A 15,574-nucleotide genomic window follows, 5' to 3' on the forward strand; every position below is an offset into this window, starting at 1 on the left:
CGCACAAGCCCGCACAGGTTGCGGGCTTGTGCATTTTCGCCCATGCCACGGTCGCCGCGATCACATTGGCGGAACCTGCCAGCGCTGCAACGGCTCACATGCATGCGCTCCAGCAGCTACGCTGAGCACAGCCGTCGTTCGCTGCCATAACGCAACATCGAACGGCATGCATCGAAAACAAATCTCTAATGCCAATAGTTTTCATTAGCGACGATTTATCGCTAGAGTGGCAGCCCTGTCCGGGGGTAATGACCATCCCGGTGATTTGACCGGTCAAGCCATATGAGGATGAAGATGTTCAATCGGATCCGCTCGCGCACCTGTGCCTCCCTGCTCGCCGCCCTCCTTCTGACCCTGCTGCCGCAACTGGCCTCCGCCGAGGGCAAGTTCAAGGTCGTCACCACCTTCACCGTCCTCGCCGACATGGCCCGCGAAGTCGCTGGCGACGCCGCCGTGGTCGAATCGATCACCAAGCCGGGTGCCGAGATCCACAATTACCAGCCGACGCCGGGCGATATCCTCAAGGCCCGCGACGCTCAGTTGGTCCTGCGTAACGGCATGAACCTGGAGCTGTGGTTCGAACGTTTTCTGCAGCGCCTGCAGGGCGTGCCCTCCGCGACGCTGAGCGATGGCGTCGAGCCGATCAGCATCGCCGAAGGTCCATACGGCGGCAAACCCAACCCCCACGCCTGGATGTCGCCGGACTCGGCGATGATCTACATCGACAATATCCGTGACGCACTGGTCGAGCACGACGCCGCCAATGCCGAAACCTACAAGGCCAACGCCGAAGCCTACAAGGCACGCATTCAGGCCACCGTAACGCCGATCCGCGAGCGCCTGCAGGCGATCCCGGAGAACCGCCGCTGGCTGGTTTCCAGCGAGGGCGCATTCAGCTACCTGGCCCGCGATTTCGGCCTCAAGGAGCTGTACCTGTGGCCGATCAACGCCGATCAGCAGGGCACCCCGCAACAGGTGCGCAAGGTGATCGATGCAGTGCGCGCCAACAAGATTCCCGCCGTGTTCAGCGAAAGCACCATCTCCGCTTCGCCAGCCCAGCAGGTCGCCCGGGAAACCGGCGCCAAGTACGGCGGCGTGCTGTACGTCGATTCGCTCAGCGAACCGAGCGGCCCGGTACCGACCTACCTCGACCTGCTGCGCGTCACCTCGCAGACCATCGCTGACGGGCTGGCCGAATAATGCCCAACGCCCTGCACGAAGAGGACAGCCTCGACGGCATTCGTGTCGATGACATCAGCGTGACCTACCGCAACGGCCACACCGCCTTGCGCAATGCCAGCTTCGGCAGCCCGGGCGGTAGCATCACCGCCCTGGTGGGCGTCAACGGCAGCGGCAAGTCGACGCTGTTCAAAGCCATCATGGGCTTCGTGACCCTTGCCCATGGCAGCATCAGCGTGCTCGGCATGCCGGTGCGCGATGCCCTGAAACGCAACCTGATCGCCTACGTGCCGCAGAGTGAAGACGTCGACTGGAATTTTCCGGTACTGGTCGAAGACGTGGTGATGATGGGCCGCTTTGGTCACATGGGCATGCTGCGTCGTCCCAAGGCCGCCGACCGCCAGGCGGTTGAAACGGCCCTGGCACGGGTCGGCATGGGCGACCTGCGCAAACGGCAGATCGGCGAGCTGTCCGGCGGACAGAAGAAACGCGTGTTCCTCGCGCGCGCCTTGGCCCAGGATTCGCGGGTCATCCTGCTCGACGAACCCTTCACCGGGGTCGACGTGAAAACCGAGGACGCCATCGTGCGGCTGCTCGGCGAACTGCGCGACGAGGGCCGGGTGATGCTCGTCTCTACCCACAATCTGGGCAGTGTGCCGGAGTTCTGCGACCGCACCGTGCTGCTGGCGCGTACCGTGCTGGCCTACGGGCCGACCCAGCTGGTGTTCACCCGCGAGAATCTCGAGCGCACCTTCGGCGGTGTGCTGCGCCACTTCGAACTGCCGGGCGAAGGCCGTGATGACAAGTCGCCGCTGATCGGCATCATCACCGACGACGAGCGCCCGCTGGTGCTCTACGACGGCAAATCGACCATCCGCGGCCGCGTCGACGAAAAGGACCAATAGTGCACACCCTGCTCGAACCCTTTTCCTACGGCTACATGGTCAATGCCATGTGGGTCTCGACCCTGGTCGGCGTGGTCTGCGCGCTGCTCTCGGTGTACCTGATGCTCAAGGGCTGGTCGCTGATCGGCGACGCCCTGGCGCACTCCATCGTCCCCGGCGTCGCCGGGGCCTACATGCTCGGCCTGCCCTTCGCCCTCGGTGCCTTCGGTGCCGGCACGCTGGCGGCGGGCGCCATGCTGTTCCTCAATCAGCGCAGCAAGCTCAAGGAAGACGTGATCATCGGTTTGATCTTTTCGTCGTTCTTCGGCCTCGGGCTGTTCATGGTGTCGCTGTCCCCCACCTCGGTGAACATTCAGACCATCGTGCTCGGCAACATTCTCGCCATCACGCCGGGCGACACCCTGCAGTTGCTGTTGATCGCCGGCATCACCATGGCCGTGCTGGCACTGCGCTGGAAGGACTTGATGGTGGTGTTCTTCGACGAGCACCATGCCCGCTCCATCGGCCTCAGCCCGACGCGGCTGAAGGCGATCTTCTTCATCCTGCTGTCCGCCTGCACCGTGGCGGCCATGCAGACCGTCGGCGCCTTTCTGGTCATCGCCATGGTCGTCACCCCGGGCGCCACCGCCTACCTGCTCAGCGACCGTTTCGAGCGGCTGCTGCTGATCGCTGGCTGCATCGGCGGCCTGAGCTGCTTCATCGGCGCCTATGCCAGCTACTTTCTCGATGGCGCCACCGGGGCGATCATCATCGTGCTGCAGACCTGCGTGTTCCTGGTGGCTTTCGTCTTCGCGCCCAAGCATGGCCTGCTCGCCGCCCGCCGCCGGGCCGCCCAGGCACGGCTGGAGATGTGACCATGGAGATACTCCTGCAACCGCTGCAAATCGACTTCATGCAGTACGCCCTGCTGATCGCCGTGCTGGTGGCCATCCCCGCTGCGCTGCTGTCGTGCTTTCTGGTGCTCAAAGGCTGGGCACTGATGGGCGACGCCACCGCCCACGCGGTGTTTCCCGGTGTGGTCATCGCCTATATCGTCGGCCTGCCCTACTCGCTCGGCGCCTTCGTCGCCGGCATGCTGTGCGCGGTCGCCTCGGGCTATCTCAAGGAAAACAGCCGGATCAAGCAGGACACCCTGATGGGCGTGGTGTTCTCCGGCATGTTCGGCTTCGGCCTGCTGCTGTACACGCAGATTCACAGCGACGTGCACCTGGACCATATCCTGTTTGGCGACATGCTCGGCATCGGCTGGGCCGACCTGCTGGAAAGCGGCCTGATCGCCCTGGCCGTCACCGCATTCATCGGTCTGAAATGGCGCGACCTGCTGCTGCACGCCTTCGACCCGGTGCAGGCGCGCACTGTCGGTTTACCGGTGCGCCTGCTGCACTATGGCCTGCTGGCGGTGATGTCGCTGACCATCGTCGGCGCCCTCAAGGCCATCGGCATCGTGCTCACCGTGGCGCTGCTGATCGCCCCTGGCGCCATCGCCTTCCTGCTCACCCGCACCATGGGCGCCATGCTCTTCACCGCCGTGGGCATCGCCGTGGGGGCGGCACTGAGCGGCGTGTACCTGAGCTTCTTCATCGACAGCGCTCCCGGGCCGACCATCGTGGTACTGCTCAGCGCCTTGTTCGTGGTGGTGTTCATCCATGCGAGCAGGCGCGAGCACAGGCGCAGCGCACAGCTGTAGAATCCGCGTCACCTTCGATTTCAGACAAGGAATGTCATGCTCAAGCAGTCCCTGGCACTACTCGCCGGCAGCTTCCTGCTGGTGGCCTGCAGCACCCAGGCACCCACACCCGCCACTAAAACGCCAGACGAACTCGCGAAGGAGTATTTCGTCTTGGCGTCCATGAACGCGGTGCGCACCGTCGGTATCGAGGCGAATCCGGAGTGGCAGGTCGGAAGTTTCGAGATGGTCTACGTCCAGGACCGCCAGAATCAGTTGCTCGATTGCAAGGCGCGCCCCGCCAGCAATGCGAAGAACTCCGGTGGCTTTGCCTACAATCCACAATTGGCTGAGCGGATGAACAGCCTGTGCTGGCAGACCGTTCTGCCGCCCATTCCTGCGCACATGCTCGATGAAGGTGCGAGCACCAAGATAGTTGCCCCCCTCCAGTTCCCCCTGCGCCAGGTGGATGCGGCTCGCCAGGCCAGGAGCACCGCCGTCAATCAGCGAAGCGCATACTTCTGGAGACACCTGTTCGCCGATCAGCCGATCGACAGCATCGGCAAGGCACGCTTGATCGGCATGCTGGATGAACACCGCAACGTGCTTGGCTGCGAGGTGATCATCGAACCTCACCGGCTGAGGCGTCGTGATTTCAAGCAGGACAACAGCCTGCTCGATCATCTGGGGCATGCCTGTGCGACATTGCGCGATGTCCCTCTGGTACCCGGGCAGAAGCCCAACGCTCAGGGTCAGCACGTGTTCATCGTCAATCTCGACTACTCACCGTGGCGGCACAAGGCAGGCGACTCGCACGAGCAGTGACGCCGGCCGTTCGCAAATCCTCCCCCCTCCCTTCATTCCAGGCGAAGAAAAAGTCTTGCCTGGAATACCAAATACCACTCAAGTTAATCCGCCCCCAGCCGATTCAGTGTTCACAGGCCGGCACAAGGCCCGATGCTTTCTCGTTTACTGCCTCTCGCTTCAAAAACAACATCTCTCGCTCGAGCAGGAACAACCCGTGAACATCAAACAGAAACTCACCTGGGCCTTCGCGGCCATCGCCTGTGTGCCCGTCGTGCTGGTCGCGGTCGTGGTGGTGATCAACCTGCGCGCGCAGGCGCAGGACGACTTCCTCGACAGTAGCAGCCGGGAGATCCGTCAGATCGAGAACGCCATGAATCAGTTCCTCGATGCCATCGCGCAGAACGTCGAGTACCTGGCCAAGCATCCCGACATACGCAACGCCGGCGAGTTGAAGGACTACTCCGGTGCCGATGCCGCGCGGATACCGCTGAACGAGAACAATCAGGCGTTTCTGAAGATGTTCGGCGAGTTCGCCGCCAGCCACCCGAGCACCGCCTATCTGTCGATCGGCAAGCCCGACGGCGGCTACGCGTCCTGGCCCGACGACGCCAAGTTGAGCAACTACGACCCGCGCGTACGCCCCTGGTACAAGACCGCCATGGCCTCTCCAGGCAAAACCGTACGCACCTCCGCCTATTACTGGGCACCGGACGACGTGGTGCTGATGGGCACCGTGCGCACCATAGAAAATGACCTGGGCCAACCGGCCGGCGTGCTCGGCCTGGACGTTTCCCTCAAGCAGCTCACCGAACTGGTCAAGCAGATCAAGCTCGGCGAGAGCGGCTACCTGATGCTGCTGGAAAGCAACGGCAACGTGCTGGTCGACCCGCGCGATCCTGCCCATGGTTTCAAGCTGATCAGCGACTTGGGCGACGGCTACAAGGAACTGGCCGGCGTGGAAAACGGGTTGGTGGAGATAGAGTTGGACGGCGTGCCTTACATGGCCAACGTCTGGTCATCGAAAGCCCTCGGCTGGCGCTTCATCGGCCTGATCGAACGCAGCGAGGTGATGGCCAAGGCCACCAGCCTGACCTGGCAGATCGGTGTGATCGCCGCGGTACTGGCCGTACTGTTCGCCATCGTTGGCGCCAGCTTCGCCGGTCTGATCGTCAAACCGATCCGCAGCGTGGCCGGTGGCCTGGAAGGCATTGCCCAGGGCGAAGGCGACCTGACCCGCAACCTCGACGTGCGCGGCAATGACGAAACCGCTCTGCTGGCACGCTGGTTCAACCAGTTCCTCGGCGCCATCCGCACCCTGGTGCAACGCATCGGCAGCGCTTCGGCGGATCTGCAAACCGCCTCGGATGCCAGCACCCGCGTGGCCCGCGACATGAACGACGCCGCCGGCCGTCAGCGCGAGGCCGTGGAGCTGGTGTCCACCGCCTTCAACGAGATGGTCGCCACCGCCAACGAAGTGGCCCGCTCCTGCAGCCATGCCGCCTCCTCGGCCGACTCCGGCCAGCGTCAGGTGCACGATGGTCAGTTGCAGATCGACGAAGCCACCGGCAGCGTCTCGCGGCTGAGCGAGAACCTGCAGAAGTCGGCTCAGGCCATGCAGGTGCTGGAGCAGGACAGCAAGAACATCAATGCCATCCTCGACACCATCCGTTCGATCGCCGAGCAGACCAACCTGCTGGCCCTCAACGCCGCCATCGAGGCCGCGCGTGCCGGTGAACAGGGCCGCGGCTTCGCCGTGGTCGCCGACGAAGTACGCGCACTGGCCAAACGCACCGCGGACTCGACGGGCGAGATCGACAGCCTGCTGGGTGGCCTGGCCAAACGTACCCAGGACGTGACCAAGCAGATGCAGAGCAGCCTGAGCATGTCGCAGCAGAGCGTCGAACGGATTCAGCAGGCTCGCGACAGCTTCGAGCAGATCCGCAGCTCGGTGGACGAGATTCGCGATCAGAACAATCAGATCGCCACGGCGGCCGAAGAACAGCACCACGTGGCCGAAGACATCAACCGGCACATCGCGCAGATCCAGACCGACGCACAACTGGTCGAGGAACTGGCCCATTCGGCACGCAGCGACTCGCAGCGCCTGGAGGCACTGTCCGGCGAGCTGAATGGACTGGTGGGGCGTTTCAGAACCTGACGGCAGGCGCCGGGCAACCCGGCGCCGCATGGTGAAACAGGGAGGACGGCGGCTCGGCCAGCCTCCCTTTTTTCATTCAGCCTGCTGCTTGGGGGCCGGGCTCAGCTCGGTCTCGGCCTGCTGCAGTTCCCCGCGAGCTTCTTCCAGTTTGGCCTGACGCTTGGCTATCTTGCTGGCGTCGCCGCTCAGCTCGGCCTCGCGCAGATCCGCCTCACGCTCGCGCACCTCGTCCCGCGCCTCGCCGACCTTGCCTTCCAGCTCGCGCAGCAACGCCTTGTCGGTGCAATTGGCACGGACGTTTTCCAGTGCCGTGTTCAGCCCTTTGACCTTGCCGTCATGGCCAGCGGTCTTGGCAGCCTGGATCTGTTGCTGGATGTCCGCCACCTTCGCCTCGCAACGTGGATTGGACGCGGTGTCGGCCAGTGCCGGCAGGGCAGCGACGAGCAACAGGCTGGAAATCAGGGCTTTCATTGCAACTCTCCATAAACAACGTAACGGGTGCGCCTTTGGATGGCGCCAATACTGACCACAGAATAGTCGGATGATTTCCCGTGTCGTTCAAGCGACGCCGGTGCACCAAGACCGGCAGGCGCTTTTACTGAACTTCACGTGCCGATGCCTGCCGACTCTAGGGTCTGTTGACGTTTGCGCATGAGCGCGCCCGAGCTACTTGGCGCGCCCTGCAACGTCAACGGCCCCAATAAACCGAACAATCCGGTTCGGTGTTGCACAGGAGTCGATGAAATGCCCGATGCTCAAGGCAAGGTTCGTTATGCAGTGGTCGCAGGTGGCTGGATTTCTCAGGGCGCATTCATGCCTGGCGTCGGCCAGACCGACAATTCGGTGATCACCGCGCTGGTGACCGGCGACCCGATCAAGGCCGATGAACTGGCCGCGATGTACGACATCAAGAGCTACAGCTACGACGAATTCCCCGCGCTGCTCGCCTCGGGCGAGATCGATGCCATCTACCTGGCCACGCCGAATTTCCGTCACCGCGAGTTCGCCGAGCCCGCCCTGGAAGCCGGTATCCACGTGCTGCTGGAAAAGCCCATGGCAACCAGCGAAGAAGACTGCAAGGCCATCACCGCCGCTGCCGAGCGCTCCGGCGCCAAGCTGATGATCGCCTACCGCCTGCATTTCGAACCCGGCACCGTGGAGATGATCCACCGGATCCGTTCGGGCGATATCGGTGACCCGCGGCTGTTCACCGCCACCTTCACGCAGACCGTCGACCCGGCCAACCACCGTATGCAGAGCGGCTACTGGGCAGGCCCGGTGACCGATATGGGCCCGTACCCGATCAACGCGGTACGCAACCTGTTCGACGACGAGCCCCTGGAAGTGCGTGCCGTGGCCGTCCAGACACCCGGCCGCGAGATCAACACACCGGACACCGTGAGCGTCACCCTGCGCTTCGCCGACGAGCGCCTGGCGGTGTTCACCGTCAGCTACAGCCTGCCCGGCAGCCAGCGCCTGCAAGTGATCGGCAGCGAAGGCGAGTTCGAAGCCTCGCCCTGCTTCGGCTTCGGTGAGGGCGTAGGGATCAGCTACCGTGCCATCATCGGTGACGAGACCAAGGAGCACAGCCATCCGGTGGTCGATCAGTTCGGCGGCCAGACCCAGTACTTCTCCGACTGCATCCTGCAGAACCGCGAGCCGGAGCCCGATGGTGACGAAGGCTGGCGCGACGTGCGCATCCTCGCCGCCATCGAGCGGGCGCTGCAGACGGGTCAGCCGCAGCGCCTGGAATCGCTACCCAAGCGCCCAGGCATCAGCGTCGAACAGGCACGTCGCCTGCCCTTGGCGAAAGTGCCTCGCTATGTGAACACCGACGAACCGGTGGGCTGAGCGGCCCAGGCCGCAATGCAAAAAGGGACGCCGAGGCGTCCCTTTTTCACAGCCGCGGAAAGAGCGGTTACAACTGAACCACGTCGAACTCGACGTCGGTAGCCACGTCAGCGTCGTAGTCCACGTCGCTGCGCTCGAAACCGAACAGGTTGAGGAACTGCTTCTTGTAAAGAGCATAGTCGGTCAGTTCGAACAGGTTCTCGGTGGTCACCTGTGGCCACATGGCCTTGCAGGCGTCCTGCACGTCGTCACGCAGCTCCCAATCGTCCAGGCGCAGGCGGGCTTTTTCATCGACCTCAGCCGGGGCGCCGTCGGCGCGGAACAGGCGGTCACGGAATAGGCGGTCGAGCTGGTTCTGGGTACCTTCGTGGATGCCTTTTTCCTGCATGATCTTGAATACCATCGACAGGTACAGCGGCATCACCGGGATGGCCGAGCTGGCCTGGGTGACTACCGACTTGAGCACGGCCACGTTGGCGCCGCCCCTGACTTCACCGGCCAGTTTCTGGTCCAGGCGCAGGGCGGTTTCGTCCAGATCCTGCTTTGCCTTGCCCAGGGCACCGTGCCAGTAGATAGGCCAGGTGATTTCGGTGCCGATGTAGCTGAAGGCCACTGTACGCGCGCCTTCGGCCAACACGCCGGCGCCAGCCAGGGCGTCGACCCACAGCTGCCAGTCCTGACCGCCCATGACGGTGACGGTATCGGCGATTTCCTGCTCGCTGGCTGGCTCGATGGACGCCTCGATGATCACGTCCTTGTTGGTGTCGATGGCGGTCGACTTGTACGGCTGGCCGATAGGCTTGAGCGCCGAACGGATTACTTCACCGCTTTGCGGCAGCTTGCGCACCGGCGAAGCCAGGGAGTAGATCACCAGGTCGATCTTGCCGCCCATTTCGTTCTTGATCAGCTCGATGACCTTGTCGCGCGCTTCGTCGGAGAAGGCGTCACCATTGATCGACTTGCTGTACAGGCCTTCGGCCTTGGCGAACTTGTCGAACGCAGCCGAGTTGTACCAGCCAGCGGTACCGGCCTTGGTTTCGGTGCCCGGCTTCTCGAAGAACACGCCCAGGGTGTCGGCGCCAAAGCCGAATGCGGCAGTGATGCGCGCGGCCAGGCCGTAACCGCTGGAGGCGCCGATAACCAGCACCTTCTTCGGACCGTCGTTACGCACGCCCAGTTTGCGCGTGGCCTCGATCTGCTCGGCCACGTTGCGCTCGCAACCCAGCGGGTGGGTGGTGGTACAGATGAAGCCACGAACTTTAGGGTGAATAATCAACGTGTTTACCTCGTCATCGTTTTTGGGCAGGCGACAGTGTAATGTCGATTGGTCGCCGGAGAAAAAGGAGATTAGACCTATTGGTCGCTCCAAATGCCAGCCAGGCCACATTTCGTCGGTTGGTTGTTTTGCCGCAGGGCCTCGGCGACATGGCCATCCAGATCCCCGGCACTGGCCTTCGCCTCGACGATTCCTTACCATCGGCAACCTTTCAACGCCAAGGCCGCACAGGCCGTGCCACGCTCGGCTCCACGCCGGGCCGTCCGCCTTGCTCGATCAGGTAACCCATGAAAATCGCTCGTCTGCGCGCCGATGTCCTGGCCGGTCTCACGTCATCGTTCGCGCTGGTGCCGGAGTGCATCGCCTTCGCCCTGGTGGCTCAGGTCAACCCGCTGATGGGCCTGTATGGCGCCTTCTTCATCTGCCTGATCACCGCCCTGTTCGGTGGCCGCCCCGGGATGATTTCCGGTGCTGCGGGCTCCATGGCGGTGGTCATCGTCGCCCTGGTGGTGCAGCACGGCGTGCAATACCTGCTCGCCACGGTACTGCTCGGCGGGTTGATCATGCTGGCCTTCGGCGCGCTGCGCCTGGGCAAGCTGGTGCGCATGGTGCCGCACCCGGTGATGCTCGGTTTCGTCAACGGCCTGGCCATCGTGATCGCCACCGCGCAACTGGAGCACTTCCAGCATGACGGCCACTGGATAGCCGGCAACGAGCTGTACCTGATGCTCGGTCTGGTGGCGCTGACCATGGCCATCGTCTACATCCTGCCGCGTCTGACCCGCGCCATACCGCCAGCCCTGGCGGCGATCCTCAGCGTCGGCCTGCTCACCTACTTCCTGCAGTTGCCCACCCATACCCTTGGCGACATGGCGCAGATCGCCGGTGGATTGCCCGTGCCGGCATTGCCGCAGATTCCCTGGAGCCTGGAGACCCTGTGGATCATCCTCCCCTACGCCGTGCTGATGGCCATGGTCGGCCTGCTGGAAACCCTGCTGACCCTCAACCTCACCGATGAGATCACCGAAAGCCGCGGCCACCCGGATCGCGAGTGCGTGGCCCTGGGCGCGGCCAACATCGCCTCCGGCCTGTGCGGCGGCATGGGCGGTTGCGCGATGATCGGCCAGACCATGATCAACCTCAGCTCCGGCGGCCGCGGTCGGCTCTCGGGCATCGTCGCCGGGGTGATGATCCTGCTCTACGTGCTGTTCCTCTCACCGCTGATCGAACTGATTCCCCTGGCCGCACTGGTCGGCGTGATGTTCGTGGTCGCCCAGCAGACCTTCGCCTGGGCCTCGCTGCGAGTGCTTGGCAAGGTGCCGCTGAACGACGTGCTGGTGATCATCGCGGTGACCGTCATCACCGTGCTCACCGACCTGGCCACCGCCGTGCTCTGCGGTATCGTCATCGCTGCGCTGAACTTCGCCTGGCATCACGCCCGCGAGCTCTACGCCGACAGCCATATCGAAGCCGACGGCAGCAAGCTCTACCTGCCCCACGGCACCCTGTTCTTCGCCTCCACCGCGCCGTTCCTCAACCTGTTCGACGCCGCCAACGACCCCGCCGAGGTGACCCTCGACTGCCGCCACCTGAGTTTCGTCGACTACTCAGCCATCGCCGCCCTGATGACCCTGCGCGAGCGTTACAGCAAGGCCGGCAAGCACCTGCGCGTGGTGCACCTTTCGGAGCGCTGCAAGCAACTGCTCAAGCGCGCGGGCATGCAGCCGGCGTGACGGCCGGACCGCATGTCCGTTACGCCAGGCATTCATAGCTTCAAATCATTACAGGGAAGACAGACGTATGAAGAAATTGATTGCAGGGATGATCGCCGCCAGCGTTGCCGGCTGTGCTTCGTACTACCAACCGGCTCAGCCTGCACGGGTAATGTGGGAACCCACCAGGCAAGCCAAAACCGATGTCGATACGGCGCTCAAGCAGTGCGACTTCATCGATCAGATGAGTGCAGGTGTGCAAAAGATCCAGGAACAGGCCAAGTGCATGCGCGACCTGGGCTTCGAACCGGATTTTTCCAGCTACAGCCCCCATAACTGCTACGGCAATGCCCCTGCCGGCTGCATCGTCTACTGGCCGCAAGGCATGGTTCGACCGCAGCCCGTGAAAGCCAAGACAGCACCCACTGGAAACTGATCGTTGAGTGACTAAGACATTGGCCGCAGAGCGTCCAGATCAGGCACCAACGCTCGAGCGTGGGCGCCACCAGAATGGTTGGACGTGCCGGGCTCATTTTTGACGTACAGTTTGCTGGTAGGAGTCGACATGACCAAAACACCTGACGGCCCATTGTGCCTGGTTTTCATTCCCGCGTTAGTGACCGTTCTCCACGCGGCAGAAAAGCAAAAAGGTGCTCCGCTCACCGAGCAGGAAGTAATTGATATCCGCAACAATGCGACCTGCGTAAAACTCCCTTTCAGCGCCGCGCTGAATAGCGAGCAAAAAAGAGGCTATCCAGATATCGTCGCAGAGAATTGCTGGGAGGCATGGCAGTCGATGCGCACCCAGCTGTTCAGCTAAGGGCCTGTAAACACTATCAGCTCAACTCGCCCTATTAACCAAGACTTAGGCAAAGACATGAGCTACATTGACTCCATTAAGCATGAACTGGTCGGCTATATTAATGGCCTACCAATCTACCACCCGTTTGAGACCATTAAAGATGGTGCCTGGGGCGAATACGACTTTTCATGCTCACCCGAGAACTTAGTTATTGGCGGTGGTTCCGGCGAGCATCCGGCGTTGGTAGTTCATCACTTGGGCTCACTGGTCGCGAGGTACCTTCTACTATGCATTGAAAAGAACGTGGAGCACTTCAGTGATCGTATCCCAACGCCACCAGAGGAAACGGTAGATCGTCTGAGTGATATCGCCTTTGATACCGGAGAGACTCTAGAGTTTTGCAATTGGTCAATGACACATATCCGAGACTTTGTAGACCTAGCAAAATCCCCACTGCACCAAACACCATTACATGAGACACAAGATCCGGAAGAGTGGATAAAAGAGTCCATAGGAGAATTCGTATATTTCTCCCTCCCCGAGCTCAACCCATTTCATGCTGAAATGATTAGTTTACCAGGCATCAACGACGGGTTTCTTGGCTACTGGATGAATAACGTGACGTGTCCACCGCCAAACTATATAAAAAGTAAAAAAGAGTCCATAAGAGGCGATGAATTCAAAGAGCATGGTTTTTTTCGGTGGGACTACAATTATCCACCAGAAACATAAGAGCCGCGCCACTCCCGAACTGGGGCAGCACATTATAGCTTTTATCCACTGAGCCCTATGGCGGACATTGATGAGGTTTTAGCAACGGTGTAGGCCAGGCAAAGCGATGCCTTGCGCGAGGTACTGTCCAAAACAGATGTTACAGCACAAGTTCTGATGCCACTTTTACTAGAAGATTGGCTCGACCTACACGAGGATACTGTTTTTGATCTTGGGCTTACCAGAGAGCCAAGTGCTGTAGAGGTCATTATCAAGGCAGCAAATGTACCGCTCCTACATTTGGAGGCTCTGTGAAGTCAAGTGAGTGGACGAGGATTGCCACGATAGCTGCTCCTTTGCGGAGCGTGGGAGCTAGCAAAATTTGATCGTTCCCACGGGAGCGTAGGCGCCATCAGAATCACAGACCCGTAGGAGCGTCGCCCTCGGCGCGAAACGATGGTGGGCACAGCCCGTTATCGGCGTTACCACTACGATTCGCCCCGAGGTCGGGGCTCCTACAACTCGACCATTCCCTCGAAGTCAGCGCCTGCGCGATGACTGCCTGGGTTGCAGCGCATCGAGAGCCGGTGCGTTCTGTCGGGCCCAGTCGTAGATCAGTTCGATGGGCTCGACCAGCCGCTGGCCCAGTTCGGTGAGCGAGTAATCGACAGCCGGCGGCACGCTGTCGTACACCTGCCGGTTCACCAGCCCGCTGGTTTCCAGTTCACGCAGCGTCTGCACCAGCATTTTCTTCGAGATGCCGGGCAGACTGCGGTGCAGCACACCCGCACGGGCGCTGCCGCCGTGGCGGGCGTGCAAGGTGTGCAGGATCATGCTCGTCCACTTGGTGGAAAACAGTTCCAGCACACGCCGCGGCGCGCAGTCCTCGCGCCATTGTTCTTCGGGAGATCCGGTTTGCATCGGGGTGGTTACCTTTTGGTGCCGTCTTGGTTTGAGTCGTCAGCATCGCTATGGTGCCAAGGCTCTATCTTCGAAGGAATCTCTAATGACACATCACGCACTGGTCGTTGGCGCTAGCGGCATCGTTGGCAGCGCCACCTCCCGCCTGCTGGCCGATCAGGGTTGGCAGGTCACCGGTCTGGCCCGTAACCCCAAGGCCGCCGAGAACATCACCCCGCTGGCCGCCGACCTGCTCGACCCGGCCTCGCTGGCAAGCGCACTCGAGGGGCTCAAGCCGAGCCATGTCTACCTGACCACCTGGGCACGCCAGGCCACCGAAGCGGAGAACATCCGCGTCAACTCGGCGATGATCCGCAACGTGCTCGACGCCCTGCGTGCAGCCGGCAGCGTCAAGCATGTCGCGCTGGTCACCGGGCTCAAGCACTACCTCGGCCCATTCGAAGCGTACGGCAAGGGCAGCCTGCCGCAGACGCCGTTCCGCGAGGAACAGGGCCGCCTTGATGTGGAGAATTTCTACTACGCCCAGGAAGATGAAGTGTTCGCCGCCGCCAAGCGCGATGGCTTCACCTGGAGCGTGCACCGCCCGCACACCATCACCGGTGTGGCAGTCGGCAACGCCATGAACATGGCGACCACCCTCGCCGTCTACGCCTCGGTCTGCCGCGAAACCGGTCGCCCTTTCCGCTTCCCCGGCTCGGCCGTGCAGTGGAACAGCCTGACCGACATGACCGACGCCCGCCAGTTGGCCAGGCAACTGCACTGGGCCTCGACCACCCCGGCGGCCGCCAACCAGGCCTTCAACATCGTCAACGGTGACGTGTTCCGCTGGAGCTGGATGTGGCAGCGCATCGCCGAGTGGTTCGGCATCGAAGCCGCCGCTTTCGAAGGCCAGCCTGCACCGCTGGAAGAACAGATGGCCGGTGATGCCGAGATCTGGCACACGCTTGCCGCCAAGCACGGCCTCGCCGAAGCGAAAATCGAGCGACTGATCTCGCCCTGGCACACCGACGCCGACCTTGGCCGGCCCATCGAAGTGGTCACCGACATGTCGAAAAGTCGCAAGCTGGGCTTCCTCGACTATCAGGCCAGCGACGACGCCTTCTTCGCTGTATTCGAGCACCTGCGCGACGCCAAGCTGATTCCTTGAGAACCTGTTGATTGTCTTTGGGCTCTACCTGCGATAGTTCCCACGCTCTGCGTGGGAACTCAGTCTGTGACACTCTGCGCCACGATTTGCGAGCGCAGAGAACGATGCATGGACGCAGAGCGTCCCACCAATGCATTACCACGCAGAGCGTGGGAACGATCACAAAAGCCGTAAGCTGGGCTTCCTCGATTATCAGGCCAGCAACGACGCCTTCTTCGCCGTATTCGAGCACCTGCGCGACGCCAAGCTGATTCCTTAAGAACCTGTTGATTGTCTTTGGGCTCTACCTGCGATAGTTCCCACGCTCTGCGTGGGAATTCAGTCTGTGGCGCTCCGCGCCACGATTTGTGAGCTCAGAGAAGGATGCATGGACGCAGAGCGTCCCACCAATGCATTACCACGCAGAGCGTGGGAACGATCACAAAAGCCGTAAGCTGGG

General features: G+C 62.0%; 16 protein-coding genes and 1 pseudogene. 14 read left to right on the top strand and 3 right to left on the bottom strand.

Annotated elements, in window-relative coordinates; all coding sequences use genetic code 11:
• Positions 1-294 precede the first annotated feature (294 nt).
• The 7 genes and pseudogenes from ACT9T4_RS17440 to ACT9T4_RS17470 all read left to right on the top strand — a co-directional run bounded on the left by ACT9T4_RS17440 (position 295) and on the right by ACT9T4_RS17470 (position 6,715).
• Positions 295-1,200 (top strand): metal ABC transporter substrate-binding protein, encoded by a 906-nt coding sequence (locus ACT9T4_RS17440; protein ID WP_499118153.1) that lies wholly within the window; start codon positions 295-297, stop codon positions 1,198-1,200.
• A complete protein-coding gene (locus ACT9T4_RS17445; protein ID WP_042552225.1) occupies positions 1,200-2,084 on the top strand; it encodes a manganese/iron ABC transporter ATP-binding protein in 885 nt (294 codons plus the stop codon). Before ACT9T4_RS17440 ends, ACT9T4_RS17445 begins: the two co-directional genes overlap by 1 nt.
• Positions 2,084-2,938, top strand: coding sequence for a metal ABC transporter permease (locus ACT9T4_RS17450; RefSeq protein ID WP_197076949.1), 855 nt, complete (start codon positions 2,084-2,086; stop codon positions 2,936-2,938). The genes ACT9T4_RS17445 and ACT9T4_RS17450 overlap by 1 nt, the downstream gene beginning before the upstream one ends.
• Positions 2,939-2,940: 2 nt before the next feature.
• Positions 2,941-3,771, top strand: coding sequence for a metal ABC transporter permease (locus tag ACT9T4_RS17455; RefSeq protein ID WP_179537703.1), 831 nt, complete (start codon positions 2,941-2,943; stop codon positions 3,769-3,771).
• 36 nt (positions 3,772-3,807) lie between these two features.
• Complete coding sequence (locus tag ACT9T4_RS17460; protein ID WP_499118154.1) at positions 3,808-4,575, top strand: hypothetical protein; 768 nt, start codon at positions 3,808-3,810, stop codon at positions 4,573-4,575.
• Positions 4,463-5,857: pseudogene (locus tag ACT9T4_RS17465) on the top strand (cache domain-containing protein); the annotation flags it as partial. The gene ACT9T4_RS17460 and the pseudogene ACT9T4_RS17465, both read left to right, overlap by 113 nt.
• Before the next feature lie 90 nt (positions 5,858-5,947).
• Positions 5,948-6,715, top strand: coding sequence for a methyl-accepting chemotaxis protein (locus tag ACT9T4_RS17470; RefSeq protein WP_373565138.1), 768 nt, complete (start codon positions 5,948-5,950; stop codon positions 6,713-6,715).
• Positions 6,716-6,787: 72 nt separating this feature from the next.
• Here ACT9T4_RS17470 and ACT9T4_RS17475 read toward each other — a convergent pair whose 3' ends face one another.
• Positions 6,788-7,186, bottom strand: coding sequence for a DUF1090 domain-containing protein (locus ACT9T4_RS17475; protein WP_042552221.1), 399 nt, complete (start codon positions 7,184-7,186; stop codon positions 6,788-6,790).
• Positions 7,187-7,459: 273 nt separating this feature from the next.
• Between ACT9T4_RS17475 and ACT9T4_RS17480 the strand changes: the two genes are divergently transcribed.
• Complete coding sequence (locus ACT9T4_RS17480) at positions 7,460-8,566, top strand: Gfo/Idh/MocA family protein (protein ID WP_042552220.1); 1,107 nt, start codon at positions 7,460-7,462, stop codon at positions 8,564-8,566.
• Between the two features lie 67 nt (positions 8,567-8,633).
• Here ACT9T4_RS17480 and fabV read toward each other — a convergent pair whose 3' ends face one another.
• A complete protein-coding gene (fabV, locus tag ACT9T4_RS17485; RefSeq protein ID WP_499118156.1) occupies positions 8,634-9,842 on the bottom strand; it encodes an enoyl-ACP reductase FabV in 1,209 nt (402 codons plus the stop codon).
• A gap of 287 nt (positions 9,843-10,129) precedes the next feature.
• Between fabV and ACT9T4_RS17490 the strand changes: the two genes are divergently transcribed.
• The 4 genes from ACT9T4_RS17490 (at position 10,130) to ACT9T4_RS17505 (ending at position 13,088) form a co-directional block, all read left to right on the top strand.
• Positions 10,130-11,575 carry a SulP family inorganic anion transporter gene (locus ACT9T4_RS17490; RefSeq protein ID WP_042552218.1) on the top strand — a complete coding sequence of 482 codons (1,446 nt, stop codon included), beginning with the start codon at positions 10,130-10,132 and terminating at the stop codon, positions 11,573-11,575.
• 67 nt (positions 11,576-11,642) lie between these two features.
• Positions 11,643-11,990, top strand: a complete 348-nt coding sequence (locus ACT9T4_RS17495; protein ID WP_179537702.1) for a hypothetical protein — start codon at positions 11,643-11,645, stop codon at positions 11,988-11,990.
• Positions 11,991-12,119: 129 nt separating this feature from the next.
• Positions 12,120-12,374, top strand: a complete 255-nt coding sequence (locus ACT9T4_RS17500; RefSeq protein ID WP_499118159.1) for a hypothetical protein — start codon at positions 12,120-12,122, stop codon at positions 12,372-12,374.
• A gap of 57 nt (positions 12,375-12,431) precedes the next feature.
• Positions 12,432-13,088: a hypothetical protein gene (locus ACT9T4_RS17505; protein ID WP_499118161.1), complete on the top strand. Its 657-nt coding sequence runs from the start codon at positions 12,432-12,434 to the stop codon at positions 13,086-13,088.
• A 519-nt stretch (positions 13,089-13,607) separates the two neighbouring features.
• Here ACT9T4_RS17505 and ACT9T4_RS17510 read toward each other — a convergent pair.
• Complete coding sequence (locus tag ACT9T4_RS17510) at positions 13,608-13,988, bottom strand: winged helix-turn-helix transcriptional regulator (RefSeq protein WP_042552215.1); 381 nt, start codon at positions 13,986-13,988, stop codon at positions 13,608-13,610.
• Positions 13,989-14,073: 85 nt separating this feature from the next.
• On the opposite strand from ACT9T4_RS17510, the gene ACT9T4_RS17515 reads away from it, so the two are divergent.
• Both ACT9T4_RS17515 and ACT9T4_RS17520 read left to right on the top strand, forming a co-directional pair.
• Complete coding sequence (locus ACT9T4_RS17515) at positions 14,074-15,135, top strand: SDR family oxidoreductase (RefSeq protein ID WP_179537700.1); 1,062 nt, start codon at positions 14,074-14,076, stop codon at positions 15,133-15,135.
• Positions 15,136-15,265: 130 nt separating this feature from the next.
• Positions 15,266-15,394, top strand: a complete 129-nt coding sequence (locus ACT9T4_RS17520) for a hypothetical protein (RefSeq protein ID WP_499118163.1) — start codon at positions 15,266-15,268, stop codon at positions 15,392-15,394.
• Positions 15,395-15,574: the final 180 nt, after the last annotated feature.

The organism is Pseudomonas sp. SZ40 (assembly GCF_052958135.1).

What these genes read in the sequence shown, in the direction of transcription:
- ACT9T4_RS17470 (WP_373565138.1), top strand. Translation starts at nt 5,948, where the DNA reads ATGAACGACGCCGCCGGCCGTCAGCGCGAGGCCGTGGAGCTGGTGTCC.
- ACT9T4_RS17520 (WP_499118163.1), top strand. Translation starts at nt 15,266, where the DNA reads ATGCATTACCACGCAGAGCGTGGGAACGATCACAAAAGCCGTAAGCTG.
- ACT9T4_RS17515 (WP_179537700.1), top strand. Translation starts at nt 14,074, where the DNA reads ATGACACATCACGCACTGGTCGTTGGCGCTAGCGGCATCGTTGGCAGC.
- ACT9T4_RS17480 (WP_042552220.1), top strand. Translation starts at nt 7,460, where the DNA reads ATGCCCGATGCTCAAGGCAAGGTTCGTTATGCAGTGGTCGCAGGTGGC.
- ACT9T4_RS17445 (WP_042552225.1), top strand. Translation starts at nt 1,200, where the DNA reads ATGCCCAACGCCCTGCACGAAGAGGACAGCCTCGACGGCATTCGTGTC.
- ACT9T4_RS17490 (WP_042552218.1), top strand. Translation starts at nt 10,130, where the DNA reads ATGAAAATCGCTCGTCTGCGCGCCGATGTCCTGGCCGGTCTCACGTCA.
- ACT9T4_RS17495 (WP_179537702.1), top strand. Translation starts at nt 11,643, where the DNA reads ATGAAGAAATTGATTGCAGGGATGATCGCCGCCAGCGTTGCCGGCTGT.
- ACT9T4_RS17455 (WP_179537703.1), top strand. Translation starts at nt 2,941, where the DNA reads ATGGAGATACTCCTGCAACCGCTGCAAATCGACTTCATGCAGTACGCC.
- ACT9T4_RS17505 (WP_499118161.1), top strand. Translation starts at nt 12,432, where the DNA reads ATGAGCTACATTGACTCCATTAAGCATGAACTGGTCGGCTATATTAAT.
- ACT9T4_RS17440 (WP_499118153.1), top strand. Translation starts at nt 295, where the DNA reads ATGTTCAATCGGATCCGCTCGCGCACCTGTGCCTCCCTGCTCGCCGCC.
- ACT9T4_RS17475 (WP_042552221.1), bottom strand. Translation starts at nt 7,186, where the DNA reads ATGAAAGCCCTGATTTCCAGCCTGTTGCTCGTCGCTGCCCTGCCGGCA.
- ACT9T4_RS17510 (WP_042552215.1), bottom strand. Translation starts at nt 13,988, where the DNA reads ATGCAAACCGGATCTCCCGAAGAACAATGGCGCGAGGACTGCGCGCCG.
- ACT9T4_RS17460 (WP_499118154.1), top strand. Translation starts at nt 3,808, where the DNA reads ATGCTCAAGCAGTCCCTGGCACTACTCGCCGGCAGCTTCCTGCTGGTG.
- ACT9T4_RS17500 (WP_499118159.1), top strand. Translation starts at nt 12,120, where the DNA reads ATGACCAAAACACCTGACGGCCCATTGTGCCTGGTTTTCATTCCCGCG.